Source organism: Lachnospira hominis (ex Hitch et al. 2025) (genome assembly GCF_040096395.1).
Classification (GTDB): Bacteria; Bacillota; Clostridia; order Lachnospirales; family Lachnospiraceae; genus Lachnospira; species Lachnospira hominis.
On record NZ_JBBMES010000009.1, the window covers coordinates 65,899 to 88,187 of the forward strand.

Consider the following 22,289-nt stretch of genomic DNA (forward strand, 5'->3'; position numbering starts at 1 on the left):
GAAACAGATATTAAATAAAGACAGTATGTGCATGATGGGGGTCGAACCCACGGCCTTTCGCTCCGGAGGCGAACGCTCTATCCACTGAGCTACATGCACATGCTGTATTATTTTACATTATAAAAACAAAAAAAGCAAGATGGTTGAAATGACGAAATGATTTTGTTAAAATTATATTATTTATTAATAACAGGAATGAAAGCATATGGATGATGGAGTAAGAATTAATAAGTTCCTCGGTTCGGCAGGATATTGTTCGAGAAGAGAAGCGGACAGGCTTGTCGGTGAGGGACGTGTTTTTATAGATGGAAATATGGCAGATATGGGAAGCCGTGTTATGCCGGGACAGAAGGTATATGTTGATGGTAAGGCAGTTGTTCCGGAAGAAGAAAATATACTTATAGCAGTGAATAAACCAAGAGGAATAGTATGCACCACAACTGATAAACAGGGGGCTAATAATATAGTTGATTTTCTTGGATGTGACAAAAGAATTTACCCTGTCGGAAGACTTGACAAAGATTCAGAAGGCCTTCTTTTAATGACTAATGATGGTGAACTGATGAATAATATTCTCACGGGGAAAAATGAGCATGAGAAAGAATATATAGTTGAGGTAGATAAAAATCTTTCAGATGATTTTGAACGCAGAATGTCAGAACCGATGTATTTAAAAGAACTTGATAAAACGACAAGACCGTGCCGTGTTATTAAGACAGGGAAAAAAACATTCAGGATAATTTTAAAACAGGGATTAAACAGACAGATAAGACGTATGTGTTCCAATCTTGGATATAAAGTCGTAAAATTGAAAAGAATAAGAATAATGAATATAGAATTGAATGATTTGCCAGCTGGTGCAACAAGAAAAATTGAAGGCAGCGAATATGAAAAATTAATGAATCTTATCAATAAGAAATAAGGACAGAAAGTGGTAACGGAAATGACGGATTTGGAAAGAATTAAAGAGCTTGTAAGCATATTAAACAAGGCAGGAAAAAGTTATTATTCAGAAGGCGTTGAGATAATGAGCAACTTTGAATATGATAAGCTTTATGACGAACTTGTAAAACTTGAAGAAAAAACTAAGATTGTTCTTTCGGACAGCCCTACTGTTAATGTTGGATATGAAACGCTCAGTGAGCTTCCAAAGGAAAGACATGACAGTCCTATGTTAAGCCTTGATAAGACAAAAAATTCCGACGAGCTGGTGGACTGGCTTGGAAGCCAGAGAGGTCTGTTATCATGGAAACTTGACGGGCTTACTATAGTCCTGACATATGAAAATGGCGAACTTTTAAAAGCTGTAACAAGAGGAAATGGCGAAGTTGGGGAAATTATTACACAGAATGCAAAAGTATTTAAAAATGTTCCGTTGTTAATTCCGTTTAAAGGCAGACTTGTTATAAGAGGAGAGGCAATTATAACTTATTCTGACTTTGAAAAAATCAATGAAAAGATTCCTGAGATAGATGCAAAATATAAGAATCCAAGAAATCTTTGCAGCGGTTCAGTACGCCAGCTTAATAATAAGATTACTGAAGAAAGAAATGTAAGATTTTTTGCATTTTCGCTTGTTTATGCAGATGGACAGGATTTTAAGAATTCAAGGAAAGTACAGTTTGAATGGCTTAAAGAACAGGGATTTTCTGTAGTTGAATACAAAGAAGTGACATCAGAAAATCTCAAAGACACAATTATGTGGTTTGAAGATAAGATAAAAGATAATGATTTTCCATCAGACGGACTTGTAATATTGTATGATGATATCGCATATGGCGATTCACTTGGAAGAACGGCTAAGTTTCCACGTAATTCAATGGCATTTAAGTGGACTGATGAGACAGCCGTAACACATCTTAGAAAGATTGAATGGAGTGCGTCAAGGACAGGGCTGATAAATCCTATAGCGGTATTTGATACGGTTGAGCTTGAGGGCACAAAAGTTTCAAGGGCAAGTGTTCATAATATAAGCATTATGGAAGGCTTACAGCTTGGAATAGGTGATGAGATAAGTGTCTTTAAAGCTAATATGATTATTCCGCAGATAGCAGATAATTTTACAAGAAGCGGCAATGTTGAGATTCCTTTGGAGTGTCCTGTCTGTAAAGGAAAGACACAAATAAAGCAGATTAATGATGTCAAATCACTGTATTGTATGAATGAAGAATGTCAGGCAAAGCATGTAAAGAGATTTGCACATTTTGTTTCAAGGGATGCAATGAATATTGACGGACTTTCAGAGGCTACACTTGAGAAATTTATCCAGAATGGTCTTATAAAAGATTTTACGGATTTATATCATCTTGACAGGTATAAGGACATAATATCAGGCATGGAAGGATTTGGTGAAAAGTCCTGTGAAAATATTCTTAATGCTGTTGAACAGTCAAGAAAGACAATTATGGCAAAGGTTATATACAGTCTCGGAATTCCAGGAATAGGACTTTCAAATGCCAAGATGATTGTAAAAGCAATTGGTTCAGATAAAGAACAGCTTACGGCAGCAGACCGTCCGGCACTTGAAGCTGTAAAAGGTGTAGGAGCTGTACTTGCTGATGCATTTGTTTCATATTTTGAAAATGAGAATAACAGAGCATTATTTGAAAAGTTATTAAAAGAGCTGGATATTGAAAAAGAAGAAGATAATAATTCTGAAAATGCAGATGCTCTTGAAGGTAAAGTTTTTGTTATAACGGGTTCACTAAGTCATTTTAATAACAGAAATGAATTAAAAGACCTGATAGAATCAATGGGTGGAAAGGTCACAGGGTCTGTTACAGGTAATACAAGTTATCTCATTAATAATGATGTAACATCTACATCATCAAAGAATAAAAATGCATCAAAGCTTGGAATACCGATTATAAGTGAAGAAGAATTCCTCGATATTGCAGGCAGAAAAGATTTGATGTAATATACAGGTGTTATTAAATTTAGAAAAATTATGTTTACAGATTATATAAATTGATTTGGGAAAGGCGGAGGTTATGCCAATCAGGATACAGAGTGATTTGCCGGCAAAGGCGGAACTTGAGGATGAAAATATATTTGTCATGGATGAGAACAGGGCTCTTTCACAGGATTTCAGAGAGCTTAGAATAGTGATTCTTAATCTCATGCCTATAAAACAGGATACAGAGCTTCAGCTCTTAAGAGGACTTTCTAATACACCTCTTCAGATAGATGTGACATTTCTACAGATGGAGAGCCATGTTTCTAAGAATACGTCAGTTTCACATTTAAGAAAGTTTTATGTTACATTTCCGGAGATAATGAGAAAGAAATTTGATGGAATGATTATAACAGGTGCACCGGTTGAGAAGATGGATTTTGAGCAGGTAGATTACTGGGATGAGCTTACAAGAATTATGGAGTGGTCAAAGACTCATGTAACATCAACGCTTCATATATGCTGGGGTGCACAGGCAGGATTGTATTATCATTATGGAGTTAAGAAAGTGCTTCTGGATAAGAAACTTTCAGGTGTTTACAGACATCATGTAATGAATAAACGTGAACCGCTTGTACGCGGTTTTGATGATTTTTTCATGGCACCTCATTCGAGATATACAGAAGCCTGCCGTGAAGATATACTTTCTAATCCAAATCTTAAAGTACTTGCGGATTCCAAAGAAGCCGGAATTTATATTGTTATGGAAAAAGAAGGAAAACAGATATTTGTTATGGGACATCCGGAATATGACCGTGTAACACTTGATGGTGAGTATAAGCGTGATATTGAAAAAGGATTAGATATTGAACTCCCGGTTAATTATTATCCTGATGATGACTGTAACCGCAGGCCGGTTCTTTCATGGAGAAGCCATGCGAATAATCTTTATACGAACTGGCTTAATTATTATGTTTATCAGATAACTCCGTATATTCTTGAAGAGGATGTGTAAGATATGGCAGATGAAAAACAGACATTTACAGTTGCTGGATATAAGTTTGCAACTAAGGAAGAAGCACAGGATGCCAAAGATGAACTTAATGCAATAAAGTATCTGTCATCAAAGACAGATGGAAAAGACCCAAAACAGGTATATATGTTATACAACCAGATACTTGACAAACAGCTGTTTAATACGCCTGTCGGAATTGATTATTTAAAGGAACTTCAGCAGTTTTTATATATTAATAAAGATATTCCGAATGATAAAATAAGACCAATTCCGATTAATAATGAATTGAGCGAAATGCTTGATGAGAAGAAGATACCTTTAAAGGTAAAAGATGAGATAAGACAGTTAAAAAGAGATAAGAATAGATATAAGGATAAATATATAAAGTTAATGATTGTCAATATTGTCCTTGTTGTTGTTATAGCTGCGATGGCTGTTATTTTAAAGACTTCATCAACACCGACTGTAATAGATTATGAGAGAAAATTACAGGATAAGTATGCTACATGGCAGGAACAGCTTGAATCACAGGAAGCATCATTAAAGGCAAGAGAAAATCAGACACAGTCAAAACAAAATTAAAAATCTTCACATTTTAAACATATATTTGTTTTATATTTATTTTTAGTAAAAGGCAGAAGTCTTAGAGTGAAAATTAATAAAAACAGGAGATAGATGATATGGATAAAATAAAAGTTTTAGTTGTTGATGATGAGAGCAGAATGAGAAAACTTGTTCATGATTTTTTATCTAGAAGTAATTATGAAGTTATAGAGGCAGCTGATGGGGAAGAAGCCATAGATATTTTCTATGCTGATAAGTCTATTTCACTTATAATACTTGATGTTATGATGCCTAAGATGGATGGATGGGAAGTATGCCGACAGATTAGAAAAGACTCAAAAGTGCCAATTATAATGCTGACAGCAAAGAGCGAGGAAAAAGATGAATTACAGGGCTTCGACTGTGGTGCTGATGAGTATGTTTCAAAACCTTTCAGTCCAAAGATTCTGACGGCGAGAGTTGATGCACTCATAAGAAGAACTTATCAGATAGATAGTTCTGAAGTGTATGAAATAGGCGGAATTGAGATTGATAAGGCTGCACATATTGTAAGGATAGATGGAAAAGAGATTGATTTAAGTTTCAAAGAATTTGAACTTCTTACATATTTTGTTGAAAATAAAGGAATTGCGTTATCAAGAGAAAAGATTCTTAATAATGTCTGGAATTATGATTATTTCGGAGATGCAAGAACGATTGATACGCATGTAAAGAAGCTCCGCAAGAAGATGGGTGAAAAAGGTGACTGCATCCGCACGATATGGGGAATGGGATATAAGTTTGAAGTTTAAAGGAAGAGACAGATATGGGAAGACATTCTATTAAGTTTAAAATTACTTTAATGCTTACAATTATTATTTCAAGCCTTCTTGTGCTGCTTATGATATTAAACAGTACAATGTCAGAAAAGTTTTATCTGAATGGACGCAGGAAACAGATGCTTGAGGGGTATACTTATATTAATAATACAATAGTTTCATACACGGGCGGGACACTCGGCAAGGATGAGATGCAGGATAAGATAGAGCAGTTTGCGTCAGGTGCGGCTATTTCTGTAATAGTTATAAACAGTGACTGGACAACGCTTTATACTAACTGTAATGGTGAAGCTGAGATGGTTGAAAGACTCAGAATGAGTATGTTTAACAGAGACGTGTTTGGAAAACAGGACAGTTATGATAATTCTAATATACAGGACGATAAACAACAGGATGACAAACAACAGCCGTCAGATGATGATATAAAAGATGACGATAAAAAGTTCCCAATGAAAGATAGAAATGGCGGTTCGCTTTCTATAAATATGGAGCAGAGCGGAATTGCAGAAAAGCGTGAGATTATAAAAGAAACTGATAAATATACACTCCAGAAAGTGTATGATGAACGACTTTCAGATGACTATTATGAACTCTGGGGAACGCTTGATAATGGATGTTCTATTATGATGCGTGTTGCAATTCAGGGAATTAAAGATAATGTAAGTATTTTTAATAAGTTTGTAACTTATATCGGACTTGTAGTATTGGCAGCAGGAATTGCAGCAGCCTATGTATTATCCGGATATATTTCCAAACCAATTAAGGAACTTTCAAATCTTGCTGAGAGAATGGCAGATATGGATTTTGATGCGAGATATACAGGGAGTGATAAGGGTGAGATAGGCATATTGGGAAAGAGCATGAATAATATGTCAGAAAAACTGGAACAGAATATTTCACAGTTAAAGACTGCCAATCTTGAACTAAAAAAAGATATTGATAAAAAAGAAAAACTCGAACAGATGCGTTCAGATTTTTTGTCCAATGTATCGCATGAATTAAAGACACCGATAGCACTTATTCAGGGATATGCAGAAGGATTAAAGGAAGGAATATCTGACGACCCTGAAAGCATGGAATTTTATTGTGATGTAATTATTGATGAATCAAATAAAATGAATGAGATGGTAAAGAAGCTTCTTACACTTAACCAGATTGAATTTGGTGATGAGGAGACAGTTCTTGAAAGGTTTGATATAGTAGAACTGCTTAATTCAGTTATATCTGCCAATACACTTCGTGCATCACAAAAAGATATATCTATTACATTTTCTGCACCGGAAAAAAATATGTATGTCTGGGCGGATGAATATAAGATAGAAGAGGTTGTGACAAATTACATCAGCAATGCCATAAATCATTGTGATTTTGATATGAAAATAGTCGTCAGGACACAGAGAATCGGCGACAATATAAGAGTGTTTGTATTTAATACCGGAAAGCATATTCCTGATGAAGACATAGATAATATCTGGATAAAGTTCTATAAAGTTGATAAAGCAAGAACAAGAGAGTATGGCGGTAATGGAATCGGACTTTCTATAGTAAAGGCAATTATGGATTCACTTGGCAAGGAATGTGGTGTCATGAATGTCGATGGTGGAGTTGAGTTCTGGTTTGACCTTGATGCAAAGGCGTGATATAATAATAAACAGCTTTAGGCTAATATTTTTTTGGGAGTTGTAAGCAGATGAAGAGATTAGCAGCATTAGGACTTGTATTTGTATTGATGTTTTCATTTACAGGATGTAAAGGTGATATAGAGCTTAACAAAGAAGATAATGACCATGTGGCAGAATATATTGCCGGTGTACTTCTTAAATATTCATATGAAAATGAATGGGAATATCAGAAGTTAAAGAATTCGGCATTGACTAATTATCAGAATTCAGTATCAGGCAGCACACAGACTTCATCTGGTAATACGAAAGCTAATTCAGGTTCGAAAAATACAGCTTCGACATCGGGAAGTATATCACAGACAGGTTCTGCGGGTACATCGCAGTCTGGTCTGGGAGTTATGGAACAGTTTGCATCTGCATTAGGTCTTGACAATGCCCAGATTACATATAAGACATATCAGGCAGGAGACAGATATCCAACAGATGAATATTCAATTTCTGTTCCTGCAAAGAGTGGATGTAAAGTTGTGGCACTTGAATTTGAAATAAAAAATAATGGAAGCTCGCAGATAACAGCCAATACATCATCAAAAGGTGTTTCAATAAGATTAACAGTTGGAGATAAGACTGTTGCAGAATCAGCCACATTATTAAAGAATGATATTTTACAATTGAAAAATGTCAGCATTAATGCAGGCTCATCATATACAGCAGCAGCAATTTTCCAAGTGCCTGAAAGCAATATATCAGCAATATCAGGAGCGACAGCTGTTATTTCTGTAAATGGTGCGTCTATAGGCACAATTAATATCCAGTAAAAATATAAAATGTATATAAAAATACCCTCAAAGATGTAACTGACTTTGAGGGTGTTTTTTTATGGTTCAGCCGGATAAACCGGAGCGTTAAGAACTTTTTCCATTGTATATTCTTCAGCTTCAGCTTCAGTAAGCTGATGGACATATGGCGGTCTTTTTTGTGGAACGTATCCTTCACCATGACAATTATATTCTGCATAATAGCATGTATCATGGGATTCTTCTTTGTTCCAGTCACTAAAACCGGTCTCTGTAATCTGACCGCTCATTTCACAGTTTAAAAAGACAGCTTTTGCATATATACGCCAAGGACGGCTGAGCATTACAGTTCTGTCTGGGCAGTTGCCTGTAAGGCGGCAGTGGTCAAATACATAACCATATTTCTGGTTGGAATATGTAGAAGGAGCTGTATAATAGCTGTTTATTTTTTCATTGCGGTTAAGTGCATATAATTCACAATTTTTAAAATAAGCAGTGGCACTTCCAAATATAAAATCAATTTCGCCGCAGATATAACAATCTTCGTAGAGCTGTCTTCCTGGAATTCTTTTAGCAAATTCTGTAGGACCGGTAAAACCACCGGGTTCTTTTTCTTTTAATGGAAGAGGTCCTGTAAATAATGTGTCCTGATGACCAAGCATACGGCAGTTTTTAAAATGTATGTCATCACCTTCCGCATACACAGCAACAGCCTGACCTACATCAAGTCCGAAGCCGGATGAATTTTCAAATGTAATATCAGATGCACAGAAATGATTGGCATTGACAAAAAAAGTATATGAACGGAAAGTTCCTCTTTTGATGCCGTCATCCATTATCATTCTGGCATAATAATTGTTGGTTATAATAGTATCTTTTGCAGATTCACCTTTTAAGGTGACATTGTCAAGTTTGATTTCCACGCGTTCATTATATATACCATTTTTTATGTAAATTATTTCAGGAGTAGATTTAATGCTGTCAACAGCAGCCTGAATACTGGTAAAATCACCTGTGGAATCTTTTGCAACGGTAATCATTTGATGCATGCCTCCAAAAGTTAATATAATTCATTTAAACATAGTATAACATATTTTAGGATATAATGGCTATAGAGAAATATGTTTATAAAAATAAATTCGGATATAGACTTTTTAATAAATTAAGCGTATACTTCACATATTAAATATAAAATTAAGGACTAAAAGTTATGCTTACATTTAAAGAAGATATTAAAGATACACAGATTTACCTTGGACTTCGTAAAAAAGTCGGCTGGATAGAATTAAATCCGGTTCAGGCACAGAGAGCATTAGATAACAGCATGAAAATAATAACAGTGTATGATGATGACAAGCCTATAGGAATGGGAAGAATAGTAGGTGACGGAGCGGTTATCTGTTATATACAGGATTTGATTATTATACCTGAATATCAGGGAAAGCATATAGGAAGCCGCCTTATTGATAAACTTATAGAATATGTTAACAGTCTTATTATACCTGACAGCCGCATGATGTTATGCCTCATGTGTGCAAAAGGAAGAGAAGAATTTTATACTAAGCATGGATTTATAGCCAGACCGACATCTGAACTTGGTCCGGGAATGATTCAGTACATATTAAAGTAAAGTATTATAAAAACGGATGTGATTTACATTGATATATGTAAAATTCACATCCGTTCTTTATATCTGTCCGAGAAATTGTCTCAAATCAGCTCATACCGGTATTTAATAATTATTGATTATGCAAGAAGAGTCTTTACATATTCAGCGAGCTTGTCACATTTGCAGTTAGCAAAGAAGAGTTCCTGGAACTTTTCACCTGCAACAGCACCTTTAACAAGATCCTGGTCAAGGTTCTTTAAGATATCAATAAGGCTGTCCTTGAAAGCAACCTTTCTTACTTCATCAAGAATCTTTTTGTTTCTCTGTTCCGGAATAACTCTTTCCTTAGGATAGCCACCACCTGGTTCGCCTTCAAAAAGTTTTTCAAAAATATATGTAAGATTTAATTCGGCACCCCAGCCAAAACCTTTTGCAAAAGGAAGAGCGATAGCATTACCATCGTTAATCTGCATGAACATATATGCATCAGAAGGGTCAACAACATGTCCGCATATTACGCCAGGGAATGAGTTGAGTGCGAGCATGGCACCTTCACCTGTGCCGCATCCGGTTACAACAAAATCAGCAGCACCGCTGTTAAGAAGGATAGCAGCAAGGATACCATTCTGTACATATGTAAGCTGTGCTTTATCATCAGCTGAGTACATACCATAGTTATCAACTTCAAATCCCTTAGAATCAGCTACCTTCTTGAGTGTAGAATAAATCATGTCATTCTTTGCAGCCTGACTGTTTTCATTAATTAATGCAATTCTCATTATACAAAAACCTCGTCTTTCTTAGTTGATTATGTAGAAAATATTTTTTCTGCACATATAGTTTAACTATAATCAAAAAAGCTGGTTTTGTCAACAGTAATGAATAATGAACTATGCAAAATAGCGGTTTTGCTTTATATAAAAATATATGTTATTATAACTTTTACCGGAAAAATCAAGACAGATTTAATTATAGATTATAAATTAAAAGATTGGAGAATAAAATATGGATAACAATAATCAGGCAGCTTTTATGGGGGCATTAAACAGCCTTAAAGAATATGCAAAAGTTAATGGAAATATAGTTACAAAGCAGGATGTTGAGAGTTATTTTAAAGACCTTGGACTTGATGATTCAAAGTATCAGATGATAACAGGTTATCTTCTTGCCAATGATATTACAGTCAAGGGTGAGAACGGTGTTGACAATGAATTTCTTAACATGCTTGAGAAATCTGCTGTAAAGCAGACAGAAGAGCTTGAAGAGGAAGTTGCAGAAGAGACGGTATTTGTCACAGATGAAGATTATGAAAAAGATGAAAAATATATACAGATGTATATGGAAGATTTAAAAGATGTAGAGGAATTGTCTGATACAGGAAGAGCATTTCTGCTTATGAATATTGTCGAAGATAATGATAAAGAATCATTAAGCCTGCTGTCACAGTCATTTCTAAAAAAAATAGTAGGGTGGATTGAGCCTTTCAGAAGAAAAGGAGTGCTTGCAAGTGATTTAATACAGGAGGCCAACCTTGCGATGATGGCTTATATAGGTGAAAAGCATTTCCTTAATAATTATGAGTGGAAGGATAAGATAAAAGAAGGAAATACACAGGATTTGATAAACGTTCTTGAAGAAATTGAAAAAGAAGTAAAGTCAGAAATAGAAGGAAGTTTACGCATGATGATTGATGAGCAGAATATGTCCAACAAAGCTGCGGCAAAAGTCCTTGGAAAAGTAAATCTTGTAAATGACTGGGCAAAAAGGCTTAAAGAAGAACTTGAAAGAAAACCTACAGTTGATGAACTTGCTGAAAAAATGGGAATATCAAAAGAGAATGTAATGGAAGCGATAAGACTTTCGGCAGAAAATATTGAAGATATTGATATAAGAGCATAATTTTAATTTTTTTGCATACCATATTGTATGAGCAGCAGATGTATGATATAATAAGCGAAAAGAAAGCCATGACAGGTCAGACTGTTTATGGTGAACGTAAACGATTAATCGTATTTTAATTTAATATTTATATTCCTGGGATGTTCGACAGCCTGTCATATTTTGATCCTACATTTTTTCGTCGGGATTCCTATATTTTCATGCTAATGTCAAGCCTCCTTTGTCAGTGGAAGGCAGCGGTATGTGTGCGGTAACCCACCTGGCTTTGGCTAGGAGTCGAAAAAGATGGGAACGGCATTTTGGGAATTATAAGAGCTGTATGGGAGTAACCATCCAGCTCTTTTCTTTTGCCTGACAGCTGCAAAGCCAATGCCATCACCGGATAACGGCATTTGTACGATGACTTTGCCACTTGGGTTCTAATAAAAAATTCTTCCGAATATACTAAATATTATCAGGCATGTACTTGTGTGCCATTGAAGGGAGAAATCTTCACATGAAAACACGCTATGCTAAAAGAAGAAAAAAGTTAAAAATAATGGTGTTTATTGTTCTTGTATCAATTGGAATCCTTTTTGCATTATTTGTTAAAAAAAATAAAAGCGAACATGAAGGCATTAATATGGCACAGGCATGTAAAGTGATAGCGTATGCCTGCGGATACCAGCCGTCTGACGGTCATGGTAATTACTGGTATGATGAATATATTGATTATGTGCGTGAAAAGCAGATATTTACAGACTTTAAAGCCAAGGATGCTTTTACACGGAAATATGCAAAAGAATTATTTTCATATTGCGGTGTGAATTTTACGGAAGAACTGTATTCATACGATACATTTTCAAATGAGCAGTTTTCACAATTGATTTATGAGTTGAAAGATTTTTTCAGTAGTGGAGATAATTTATCATGGGTGGAAGCAGCGGTAGTTGCAACTCCTGACATGGACAGTCAGCTGTCAGGATGGAGTGTGTGCACAGACAAAGGAATTTATTCATTTAAAGGTCTGAAGCTTTCAGGTAAAGTTGATAAAAATTGTGTGTTCCTTACATGTGGCAGTGAAATTCTTATGTTTGTAAAAGAAACAGGAACAGAAGTGATATATAAAAATGTATGGATTTATAAAATTGAGAATAACAAAATGTATATTGATTTGTATGGTATAAAACGTAAGTTTCAGGTAGGAAATATTGAAAATATAGGAAGTGCCCTGGCAGATGTTTCACTTGAAAACAAAAAGATTGATGCAATTAATCTGAAAAAGGATACAATATCCGGAAAAGTACTGTCTGTAAGTGATGAATACATAGAAATTACAGGATATGGAAAAGTTTTTGTTGATAATAATTTTGTGAGATACAATCTTACTGATTATTCCGCAGACAGAGATGTAAATAATATTGTTATAGGTTATGATTTGCAGGATTTCATTGTGGCCGGAGGAAAAATCTGTGGTGCATTTTTATCTAAAGGATTTTCTCCGGGAAATATAAGAGTTCTGCTTAAAACTACAGGATATGCTGATATATTTCATAATAAAGTTTCAGTTACTTCTGACAATGGGTATAAGGTGTGCTTTGATGAAAAAGAAATACATGTTGATGCGGGAAATATATCTGAATTTGATATTTCGGATTCAAAATTTGACAATGGCAGAATAGAGATAAAACCCGATACGGCAGATGGAAAGATAAAAGTGACAAATATTTCACGAAGTCAGGGTAATCCTGAATATTATGGCATTATAGAACTGTCTTTATGGGATGAAGGAATAGTTATAATAAATGAGACAGATATTGAACAGTATCTTAAAACTGTTGTACCAAGTGAAATGCCTGTAAGTTTTGGTGTTGAAGCGTTAAAAGTGCAGGCAGTGTGTGCGAGAAGTTATGCGTATAAACATCTTACCAATGTAGGTTATGCATTATATGGTGCACATGTTGACGACAGCACACAGTTTCAGGTTTACAATAATAATTTGGAATTTGATGCATCAAATCAGGCAATTCTTGCGACAAAAGGCGAGATGTTAAGATATGGTGATGATGTTGTTCAGGCATATTATTATTCGACATCGTGCGGCAGTGGCACAGATGTGACATTGTGGGGCTCATCAAAGGAAAGTTATCCGTATTATGAAAGCCGTGATATAGGAAGCAGTGAAAGAAATATTAATTATATGGATGAAGAATCCTTTGCTTCGTTTATAAAACAGAAGTATGACAGTGATTATGACAGCACATGTAATTATTACAGGTGGAAAATGACTGTGAGTGACAAAGATTTGAGCAGCTCGTTTGATTCAAAGATATCAGATGTGGGGATTATACAGAATATATATGTCAGGAAAAGAGTATCAGGTGGAGCTGCCGTAAGCGTTGTTGTTGAAGGTGATAAGAATACAGTTACGCTTGACAGTGAATCACTTATAAGGCAGGCATTTGGAAATGCTGCAGTGACGCTTGAGACAAATGGCGGAACTGTCAATACACCATATCTTCCAAGTACATTCTGTATATTTGAAAGCCAGGAAAAAGATGGTGAAAAATATTTTGTGATTACGGGAGGCGGTTTCGGACATGGCATAGGCATGAGCCAGAATGCCGTAAATGCCATGACAAAACGAGGTATGAGTTACAAAGATATATTAGAGTTCTTCTATCCAGGAACCAAAGTCGCCTGAACGTTTTTTTGTAAGAAACATATTAAGTTCAGCACCCAAGAAAACAATTATCATACAGAAATACATCCACATAAGGGCAAAAACCAGTGTTGAAAGGCTTCCGTACATAAGAGAAAAATTAGGTGAATGGTTTACATAAACTGAGTAAAAATATGAAAACAGAAACCATCCTGTTGCGGCAAATACAGCACCGGGAAGCTCATTGAAAAAAGTTGTCTTTCTGTTGGGAACATATTTATACATGCATAAAAATATAACCATTAATACACAAGGGAAAAGCAATGCCCTGTTGTGCAGTATGGCGGTAAATGTATTTGCAACTTTAGGAAGAAATAATCCGATTATCGAAACAAATTTGTCACCGAAAACCATAAGTACAAGCGTAAGAAGTATGCTTAATAAAAATATAAGTGTGTAAACAGTTGATATGATTCTTGAAATAAACCAGTTGCGGTGTCTGTGTGAACCGTATATTGAATTAAGGCATTGCATTATTGAGAGAAATCCCTTTCCGGCTGACCATAAAACAACGACAGCCGTAATAGAGACTATTGCAATGCTCGAATTATTGTATACATCGTTGATGATAGTTTCAAAGACAGGTTCTATCTGCGGTGGGGCAACAGCACGCAGTACCTCTATTATCGTATCAGGTGTAACCGGAAGGTAATGTATAAGGCTCATAAGTATTATCAAAGCCGGAAAAAATGATAACAGCATATAAAAACATGACTGTGCCGCATAGCTTGTTATGGAGTCTTTTGATAATTTGGATGCTATCTGTTTGATTGTTATAATAATAGTATTCATTAAATCTCCATTTCTAAATAAATAATCATAAAAATAAGTATATATCATCAGAAGAATTTTTTCAATCTGCTTGTACTTGCAATAAGTTTTATTTTTGGTTACAATATAAGTTGCGTTTTTATATTGTATGAAGATGTATGTATACATATGTGCAGCAATATAAAGATTTATATCAAATTAAAACGGAGCCGCAGTATGGGAATAAATGTAAAACTTCAGGTGTTTGAAGGGCCGCTTGACCTGCTTTTACATCTGATTGATAAAAATAAAGTGAATATTTATGATATTCCGATTGCAATGATAACAGAGCAGTACATGGAATATGTCAATCAGATGGACAAAGAAGACCTTAATGTTGTCAGTGAATTCCTTGTGATGGCTGCGACACTGCTTGACATAAAATCAAGAATGCTTCTTCCAAAAGAAGTTAATGAAGAAGGAGAAGAGGAAGATCCAAGAGCAGAGCTTGTTGAAAAACTTCTTGAATATAAGCTTTTTAAATATATGTCGTATGAATTAAAAGACAGGCAGATGGATGCAGAAAAGTCATTTTACAAACGTCCGACAGTTCCGAAAGAAGTTGAGGCTTACAGACCACCTGTTGATTTGAATGAGCTGATTGGTGATACGACGCTTGCAAAATTAAATGCAATTTTTCAGGATGTACTAAAACGTCAGGAAGAAAAGGTTGACCCTATAAGAAGCAAGTTTGGCAAGATTGAAAAAGAAGAAGTCAGCATGTCGGAAAAGCTTGTTCAGGTTCAGGATTTTTTAAGGACACACAAAAAGTTTTCATTCAGGGAAATGCTTTCAAAGAATTCTTCAAAAGTTTCTGTTATAGTTACATTTCTTGTAATGCTTGAACTTATAAAGACAGGTTTTGTAGAAGTACATCAGGAGAGTACATTTGGAGACATTGATATTAATGTTGTAAAAGACCCAGAGCTGATAGATGAGATAATAGTTGAAGAATAGAGGAATTGGTTTAAATGGATTTGGATAGAATAGAAGCTGTTATAGAAGCAGTGTTATTTACGATGGGCGATTCGGTTGAAGTTGAAAAACTTGCTGCTGCCATAGAGCATGACGTTGATACAACAAGAAAAATAGTACATAATATGATGGATAGATATGAGGCCGCAAACAGGGGAATAAGAATAATTGAACTTGAAAATGCATTCCAGCTTTGTACAAAGACAGAATATTATGATGAACTTATAAAAGTTGCAAGCCAGCCAAGAAAATATGTTCTTACGGATGTTTTGCTTGAAACACTTTCAATTATAGCTTATAAACAGCCAATAACGAAACTTGAGATTGAAAAAATAAGAGGCGTAAGCTGCGACCATGCCGTAAATAAGCTTGTAGAATATGGGCTTGCAAAGGAACTTGGACGTCTTGACGCTCCCGGAAGACCAATGCTTTTCGGTACTACAGAGGATTTTTTACGAAGCTTTGGTGTTCAGTCAATAGACGAACTTCCTGTAATCAGCGAAGATCTTGTTGAAAAGTTCAAGGATGAGGCACAGATGGAACTTGAAGCGCAGCAGCGTGATTTGGAAAGCGGTAATTCAGATGATGATAACCAGCTTACACTGGATATATAAATTATTCTTTTAGCCATTCAGGCAGAAACGGAGGCAGTACAATGGAAAGAAAGAATGCATGGGAAAAGTATGATGAATCAGGGAAGAAAGATGTTTTTGGATTTTCTGAAAAATACAGGAAATTTATTTCTTCCTGCAAAACTGAACGCGAATGTGTAAAGGAGTCTGTAGAGCTTGCAAAGGCAGCGGGATATAAAGACCTTTATGAAGTTATAAAAAATAACGAGACACTTTCAGCAGGTGATAAAGTATATGCCGTTAATATGAATAAAGCTATAGTTCTTTTTTCAATAGGAAAAAAGCCTATGGAAGAAGGACTTAACATTCTTGGAGCACATATTGATTCACCGCGCCTTGATATAAAACAGAATCCGTTATATGAAGACAATGGTCTTGTTTTAATGGATACACATTATTACGGAGGCATTAAGAAGTACCAATGGGTAGCACTTCCACTTGCACTTCATGGTGTTGTTGCATTAAAAGACGGAACAAGTGTTGAAGTTTGTATAGGTGAAAAAGAAGATGATCCTGTGGTGGGAGTTTCAGACCTTCTTATACATCTTGCATCTGAGCAGATGACAAAAAAGGCAGATAAAGTAGTTGAGGGTGAGGATTTAAATGTCCTTGTTGGAAGCATGCCGGCAGTTAAGAAAACAGATGATTCTGACAGTGAAAACAATCAGGATGTTAAGGAAGAAAAGGAAAGAGTTAAGGCAAATATACTTTCACTTTTGAAAGAAAAATATGGAATAGAGGAAGAAGATTTTCTTTCAGCAGAGCTTTGCGTAGTTCCGGCAGGTCCGGCGAGAGATTACGGCTTTGATAAGAGCATGATAATGGGTTATGGACATGATGACAAAGTGTGTGCATATCCTTCACTTATAGCACAGCTTGAATCGGTAAAACCTGAAAAGACAAGTGTATGCATTCTTGTAGATAAAGAAGAAATAGGAAGTGTCGGTGCGACCGGCATGCATTCAAGATTTTTTGAAAATATGGTTGCAGAAGTGATGGATAGATGCGGACAGTATTCCGAACTGAAATTAAGACGTACACTCACTAATTCATGCATGCTTTCATCAGATGTAAATTCTGCATTTGACCCGAATTATGCCAATGTAAATGAAAAGAAGAACACAGCATATTTCGGAAAAGGCGTAGTATTTATGAAGTATACAGGCTCAAGAGGCAAGAGTGGTTCAAATGATGCCAGTGCAGAATATATTGGTAAATTAAGAAAAATAATGGATGATAACAATGTTTCTTTTCAGACAGCCGAACTTGGCAGGGTTGACCTTGGCGGCGGTGGAACGATAGCTTATATACTTGCTAATTACGGAATGAATGTTATTGATTCAGGTGTCGGTGTGCAGAATATGCACGCACCATACGAAGTTATAAGCAAGGTTGACCTTTATGAGGCATATAAGAGCTACAAAGCATTTTTAAAGGACGCTTAAGGTAATAATGGTGAGAGACTTTTTTCTGAAAATTTATTGGAATTGGAGATAAATATGAAGTGGAACAGATATACGATTAAGACAACAACTGAGGCAGTTGACCTCATAAGCTGCATGCTTGCAGAGCTTGGAATTGAGGGAATAGAAATTCAGGATAATGTACAGCTTACACAGGAAGAAGCAAAAACGATGTTTGTAGATTTCATTCCTGAACTTCCGCCGGATGACGGAACGGCAAAGGTTAATTTTTATATAGACGCCGATGAGGATGATAATACAATACTTGGAAAGGTTGAAGAAGGCCTTGAAGAGTTAAGAACTTTTGTAAATGTTGGTGATGCAACCGTAACAGAAAGCCAGACAGAAGATAAAGACTGGATAAACAACTGGAAACAGTACTGGCATACATTTACAATAGGAGACCTTTATATAAAGCCTACATGGGAACCTGTGACAGACGAGATGAAAGGACATCAGGTGCTTTCAATCGACCCGGGTACAGCGTTCGGAACAGGTTCACATGAGACAACAAGAATGGTAATATTACAGCTTCAGAAATATATAAAAGGCGGCGAGGAAGTCCTTGATGTAGGATGCGGAAGTGGTATTTTATCTGTTGTGGCATTAAAATACGGTGCAAATCATGCACTTGGAACAGACCTTGACCCTAATGCAATTATTGCTTCGGAAGAAAATGCACAGCAAAATGATATTGCACCGGAAAAGCTTGAAGTTATAGAGGGTAATATTATTGACGACAAGGCAGTGCAGGACAGATGCGGATATGAGTGTTATGATGTAGTATGTGCCAATATTCTTGCAGATGTGCTTGAACCTTTATCAGCAGAGATTACACAGCATATGAAGCCGGGAGCTTATTTTATAACATCAGGAATTATTGATACAAAAGAGCAGGAAGTGGCAGAGTGTTTCAAAAAGAATCCTGAGCTTGAGATAGTTGAGATAAATCACGACGGTGAGTGGGTTAATATAACAGCAAGGAAAAGAGGTATATAATGTATCATTTTTTTGCACAGCATGAAAATATCCATGATACTTATATTGATATTACAGGTGATGATGTCAATCACGTAAAAAATGTTTTAAGAATGAAAACGGGTGATGAACTTCTTATAAGCAGCGGAAGCAATGTAGACTATTATTGTCACATCAGTGAGATGACAGATGATAATATAAGAGCCGAAATAGACAGCATTGATGAAGAAGGCAGGGAATTGGGCATAAAGGTATGGCTGTTCCAGGGACTTCCCAAAGGCGATAAAATGGAGCTTATCATTCAGAAAATGACAGAGCTCGGAGTATACAGAATTGTTCCTGTTTCCATGAAACGCAGTGTTGTAAAGCTTGATAAGAAAAAAGCGGATTCGAAAGTAAAACGCTGGAATATGATTAGCGAGTCAGCTGCAAAGCAGAGTAAAAGAAGCATAATTCCGGAGATTATGCCTGTATGCACATTCAACGAGGCATTGGAAATGTCGCAGCAATTAGATGTTAAACTGCTTCCATATGAATGTGCCGATGGAATGGCAAAGACGAAAAAAATCATAGAAAACCTGAAAGGCAATGAAAGTATAGGAATATTTATTGGTCCTGAGGGCGGATATGATTTGGACGAGCTTTCAAAGGCAAAAGAAGAGGGCTGGGAAGAGATTACGCTTGGCAAGAGAATTCTTCGTACCGAAACGGCAGGAATGATGCTTATGTCAGTGCTTATGTATATGAATGAAAAATAAATTAATATAATATGCGAATGAGGTGAAAAAATGGAAGCATATCTGGATAATGCTGCAACGACGAGGGCTGCCGATGAGGTTGCAAAGGTCGTAACAGATATTATGCTTAATGATTACGGCAATCCTTCATCAAAACATTCAAAAGGTTTTGATGCGGAAAAGCAGGTTAAGCAGGCTGCACAGATTATAGCAAAAACACTTAAATGTGATGAAAAAGAGATTTTGTTCACATCTGGCGGAACAGAGTCAAACAATATGGCAATTATAGAAAGTGCCATTGCTAATAAAAGACGTGGAAATCATGTCATAGTTTCAAGCGTCGAACATTCTTCTGTAAAAGAACCGTTCAGATACCTTGAGGAAAATGGATTTAATGTGACATATCTTCCTGTTGATAACAGAGGGCTCGTATCTGTTGATGCTTTAAAAGAAGCACTTGACGAAGAGACAATACTTGTATCTGTAATGCTTGTAAATAACGAGATAGGAACAATTGAACCTGTTGAGAAAATTGGAAAAATAGTAAAAGATTACAATAAAGATATAATTTTCCATGTTGATGCAATACAGGCATATGGTAAAATGCGTATATATCCGAAGAAAATGAATATCGATCTCCTTTCTGTAAGTGGACATAAAATTCACGGTCCAAAGGGAACTGGATTTTTATTTATTAAAGATAAGACCAAAATAAAGCCGCTTATACTCGGAGGAGGACAGCAGCGTGCAATGCGTTCCGGCACAGAAAATGTTCCCGGAATAGCTGGACTTGGAAAGGCAGCAGAACTTATTTATACAAAAGATTTTGATGAAAAAGTCGATAAAATGTATGAATTAAGAGATTATTTTGTGTCAGAACTTGAAAAGCTTGATGGTGTGCATATAAATGGAATGAGAGGACGTGAAAGTGCACCGCATGTTGTCAGTGCGGGATTTGAAGGTGTACGTGCAGAAGTTCTTTTGCATGCACTGGAAGATAAAAATATATATGTATCATCAGGTTCGGCATGTTCATCAAACAAGCCGGGACTCAGTTCGACACTTGTCGCAATAGGAACAAAAAAAGAACTGCTTGATTCAACAATAAGATTCAGCTTCTGTTTTGAGACGACAAAAGAACAGCTTGATTATACTCTGGAGGCATTAAAAGAACTGCTTCCTGTGTTAAGAAAATATAAAAGAATGTAAATGGAGAGAAAAATGTACAAAGCTTTTTTGATTAAATATGGTGAGATAGGTGTTAAGGGAAAAAACAGATACCTTTTTGAAGATGCACTTGTGCGTCAGATAAGATATGCACTAAAAGAAGTAGATGGAGAATTTAACGTAACGAAAGAGAACGGAAGAATTTATGCAACAGCAGTTTCAGATTTTGATTATGATGAAGCGGTTGCAGCTTTAAAGAGAGTTTTTGGTATTATCGGAATCTGTCCGGTTGTCCAGATTGAAGATAACGGATTTGATGACCTTGCAAAACATGTTGTTGAATATTTTGATGCAACATATCCAGACAAAAATATTACATTTAAGGTAAATGCGAGAAGAGCACGCAAGAATTATCCTATGGATTCAATGGAGATAAATATGGAACTCGGCGGAAGACTTCTTGATGCATTTCCTGAGCTTAAAGTAGATGTTCACAAGCCTGAAGTTCTTTTACAGGTGGAGATAAGAAATAAAATAAATATTTATTCTGTCGAGATTCCGGGACCGGGAGGCATGCCTATCGGAACAGCCGGAAAGGCAATGCTTCTTTTATCGGGTGGTATCGACAGTCCTGTTGCAGGCTATATGATCGCAAAAAGAGGTGTCCAGATTGAAGCAACATATTTCCATGCACCTCCATATACAAGCGACAGGGCAAAGCAGAAAGTAGTTGACCTTGCTAAGCTTGTGTCAAGATATTCAGGTCCTATGGTACTTAATGTAGTTAATTTTACAGATATCCAGCTTGCAATTTATGAAAAGTGTCCGCATGATGAACTTACAATTATAATGAGAAGATATATGATGAGGATTGCAGAGGAACTTGGAAAGAAGAGCGGCTGCCTCGGGCTTATTACAGGTGAGAGTATCGGTCAGGTTGCAAGCCAGACAATGCAGAGCCTTTACTGTACAAACGAAGTGTGTGAGATGCCTGTATTCCGTCCGGTTATCGGTTTTGATAAGCAGGAAATTATCGATTTATCTGAAAAAATCGGAACATATGAGACTTCAATCCAGCCATTTGAGGACTGCTGTACAATATTTGTAGCAAAGCATCCGGTTACAAAGCCAAATCTTAATATCATTAAAAATGATGAGAAACATCTCGATGACTGCATAGAAGAAATGTTAAAGACAGCAATTGATACAGTTGAAAGAATTGAAATTAAATAATATTAATAATAATATAAGAAAAGCGGCAGAGATTTTTCTCTGCCGCATATGTAACTAAAAATAATAATATACAGATTATTTGAAATTATACCATGTATGGTGCAAGAACTGCCAGTATAGTATCAATATCTGTATCAGCATGGATATTTAAGTCGATTGGTTTGGATAAATCAAGACTAAAGATACCCATGATAGACTTTGCATCAATTACATATCTTCCTGATACAAGGTCGAAGTCGACATCAAATTTTGTAATATCGTTGACAAAAGATTTTACCTTGTCTATTGAGTTTAACGAAATTTTAACAGTTTTCATAATGCCCTCCTGAAATACATATTGTGATTGTGAGAATTTATATCAGAATCACGTCTCTTT

Annotated in this window: 21 protein-coding genes, 1 tRNA gene and 1 other RNA gene; 18 read left to right on the forward strand and 5 right to left on the reverse strand. The window is 35.9% G+C overall.

Annotated elements, in window-relative coordinates; translation table 11 throughout:
* Positions 1-26: 26 nt before the first annotated feature.
* Positions 27-99 (reverse strand) — tRNA-Arg (locus WMO38_RS09430).
* Between the two features lie 106 nt (positions 100-205).
* Between WMO38_RS09430 and WMO38_RS09435 the strand changes: the two genes are divergently transcribed.
* The 7 genes from WMO38_RS09435 (at position 206) to WMO38_RS09465 (ending at position 7,730) form a co-directional block, all read left to right on the forward strand.
* Entirely contained in the window at positions 206-922 is a 717-nt protein-coding gene (locus WMO38_RS09435; protein ID WP_021866572.1) for a pseudouridine synthase, read from the forward strand.
* 21 nt (positions 923-943) lie between these two features.
* Positions 944-2,917, forward strand: a complete 1,974-nt coding sequence (gene ligA / locus WMO38_RS09440; RefSeq protein WP_349162411.1) for an NAD-dependent DNA ligase LigA — start codon at positions 944-946, stop codon at positions 2,915-2,917.
* Positions 2,918-2,990: 73 nt separating this feature from the next.
* Positions 2,991-3,908, forward strand: a complete 918-nt coding sequence (gene metA / locus WMO38_RS09445; RefSeq protein WP_349162413.1) for a homoserine O-acetyltransferase MetA — start codon at positions 2,991-2,993, stop codon at positions 3,906-3,908.
* A gap of 3 nt (positions 3,909-3,911) precedes the next feature.
* Positions 3,912-4,490 carry a hypothetical protein gene (locus tag WMO38_RS09450; protein ID WP_021866569.1) on the forward strand — a complete coding sequence of 193 codons (579 nt, stop codon included), beginning with the start codon at positions 3,912-3,914 and terminating at the stop codon, positions 4,488-4,490.
* A gap of 98 nt (positions 4,491-4,588) precedes the next feature.
* Entirely contained in the window at positions 4,589-5,263 is a 675-nt protein-coding gene (locus WMO38_RS09455; protein ID WP_021866568.1) for a response regulator transcription factor, read from the forward strand.
* A 14-nt stretch (positions 5,264-5,277) separates the two neighbouring features.
* On the forward strand, positions 5,278-6,930 hold the full coding sequence (locus WMO38_RS09460; protein WP_186837080.1) for a sensor histidine kinase: 1,653 nt from the start codon (positions 5,278-5,280) through the stop codon (positions 6,928-6,930).
* A gap of 50 nt (positions 6,931-6,980) precedes the next feature.
* Positions 6,981-7,730 (forward strand): hypothetical protein, encoded by a 750-nt coding sequence (locus WMO38_RS09465; protein ID WP_349162414.1) that lies wholly within the window; start codon positions 6,981-6,983, stop codon positions 7,728-7,730.
* Positions 7,731-7,789: 59 nt separating this feature from the next.
* On the opposite strand, the gene WMO38_RS09470 is transcribed toward WMO38_RS09465, so the two are convergent.
* Positions 7,790-8,749, reverse strand: coding sequence for a pectinesterase family protein (locus tag WMO38_RS09470; protein WP_349162416.1), 960 nt, complete (start codon positions 8,747-8,749; stop codon positions 7,790-7,792).
* A 170-nt stretch (positions 8,750-8,919) separates the two neighbouring features.
* Between WMO38_RS09470 and WMO38_RS09475 the strand changes: the two genes are divergently transcribed.
* A complete protein-coding gene (locus tag WMO38_RS09475) occupies positions 8,920-9,339 on the forward strand; it encodes a GNAT family N-acetyltransferase (RefSeq protein ID WP_349162417.1) in 420 nt (139 codons plus the stop codon).
* Positions 9,340-9,455: 116 nt separating this feature from the next.
* On the opposite strand, the gene WMO38_RS09480 is transcribed toward WMO38_RS09475, so the two are convergent.
* Positions 9,456-10,097 carry an RpiB/LacA/LacB family sugar-phosphate isomerase gene (locus WMO38_RS09480; RefSeq protein ID WP_349162419.1) on the reverse strand — a complete coding sequence of 214 codons (642 nt, stop codon included), beginning with the start codon at positions 10,095-10,097 and terminating at the stop codon, positions 9,456-9,458.
* Positions 10,098-10,323: 226 nt separating this feature from the next.
* Between WMO38_RS09480 and WMO38_RS09485 the strand changes: the two genes are divergently transcribed.
* The 3 genes from WMO38_RS09485 (at position 10,324) to WMO38_RS09495 (ending at position 13,900) form a co-directional block, all read left to right on the forward strand.
* Positions 10,324-11,217, forward strand: coding sequence for a sigma-70 domain-containing protein (locus WMO38_RS09485; RefSeq protein ID WP_021866562.1), 894 nt, complete (start codon positions 10,324-10,326; stop codon positions 11,215-11,217).
* Between the two features lie 129 nt (positions 11,218-11,346).
* Positions 11,347-11,527: non-coding RNA, 6S RNA (ssrS, locus tag WMO38_RS09490), on the forward strand.
* A gap of 186 nt (positions 11,528-11,713) precedes the next feature.
* A complete protein-coding gene (locus WMO38_RS09495; RefSeq protein WP_349162421.1) occupies positions 11,714-13,900 on the forward strand; it encodes a SpoIID/LytB domain-containing protein in 2,187 nt (728 codons plus the stop codon).
* Here WMO38_RS09495 and WMO38_RS09500 read toward each other — a convergent pair.
* Positions 13,865-14,710, reverse strand: coding sequence for a YihY/virulence factor BrkB family protein (locus tag WMO38_RS09500; protein WP_349162422.1), 846 nt, complete (start codon positions 14,708-14,710; stop codon positions 13,865-13,867). The genes WMO38_RS09495 and WMO38_RS09500 overlap by 36 nt on opposite strands.
* Before the next feature lie 195 nt (positions 14,711-14,905).
* On the opposite strand from WMO38_RS09500, the gene WMO38_RS09505 reads away from it, so the two are divergent.
* The 7 genes from WMO38_RS09505 to thiI are packed head-to-tail and all read left to right on the forward strand — an operon-like array spanning position 14,906 to position 21,913.
* Entirely contained in the window at positions 14,906-15,685 is a 780-nt protein-coding gene (locus WMO38_RS09505) for a segregation and condensation protein A (protein WP_349162424.1), read from the forward strand.
* A gap of 14 nt (positions 15,686-15,699) precedes the next feature.
* Positions 15,700-16,317 carry an SMC-Scp complex subunit ScpB gene (gene scpB, locus WMO38_RS09510; protein ID WP_021866558.1) on the forward strand — a complete coding sequence of 206 codons (618 nt, stop codon included), beginning with the start codon at positions 15,700-15,702 and terminating at the stop codon, positions 16,315-16,317.
* Between the two features lie 41 nt (positions 16,318-16,358).
* Positions 16,359-17,780, forward strand: coding sequence for an aminopeptidase (locus WMO38_RS09515; RefSeq protein WP_186837086.1), 1,422 nt, complete (start codon positions 16,359-16,361; stop codon positions 17,778-17,780).
* A gap of 54 nt (positions 17,781-17,834) precedes the next feature.
* Positions 17,835-18,797 (forward strand): 50S ribosomal protein L11 methyltransferase, encoded by a 963-nt coding sequence (gene prmA / locus WMO38_RS09520; protein ID WP_021866556.1) that lies wholly within the window; start codon positions 17,835-17,837, stop codon positions 18,795-18,797.
* Positions 18,797-19,534, forward strand: coding sequence for a 16S rRNA (uracil(1498)-N(3))-methyltransferase (locus WMO38_RS09525; protein ID WP_186837087.1), 738 nt, complete (start codon positions 18,797-18,799; stop codon positions 19,532-19,534). Before prmA ends, WMO38_RS09525 begins: the two co-directional genes overlap by 1 nt.
* 30 nt (positions 19,535-19,564) lie before the next feature.
* Positions 19,565-20,722 carry a cysteine desulfurase family protein gene (locus WMO38_RS09530; protein WP_021866554.1) on the forward strand — a complete coding sequence of 386 codons (1,158 nt, stop codon included), beginning with the start codon at positions 19,565-19,567 and terminating at the stop codon, positions 20,720-20,722.
* Between the two features lie 12 nt (positions 20,723-20,734).
* Positions 20,735-21,913 (forward strand): tRNA uracil 4-sulfurtransferase ThiI, encoded by a 1,179-nt coding sequence (gene thiI / locus WMO38_RS09535; RefSeq protein WP_021866553.1) that lies wholly within the window; start codon positions 20,735-20,737, stop codon positions 21,911-21,913.
* An 85-nt stretch (positions 21,914-21,998) separates the two neighbouring features.
* Here the strand turns inward: thiI and WMO38_RS09540 are convergent, their stop codons facing one another.
* Entirely contained in the window at positions 21,999-22,229 is a 231-nt protein-coding gene (locus WMO38_RS09540; protein ID WP_021866552.1) for an HPr family phosphocarrier protein, read from the reverse strand.
* Between the last annotated feature and the right edge of the window lie 60 nt (positions 22,230-22,289).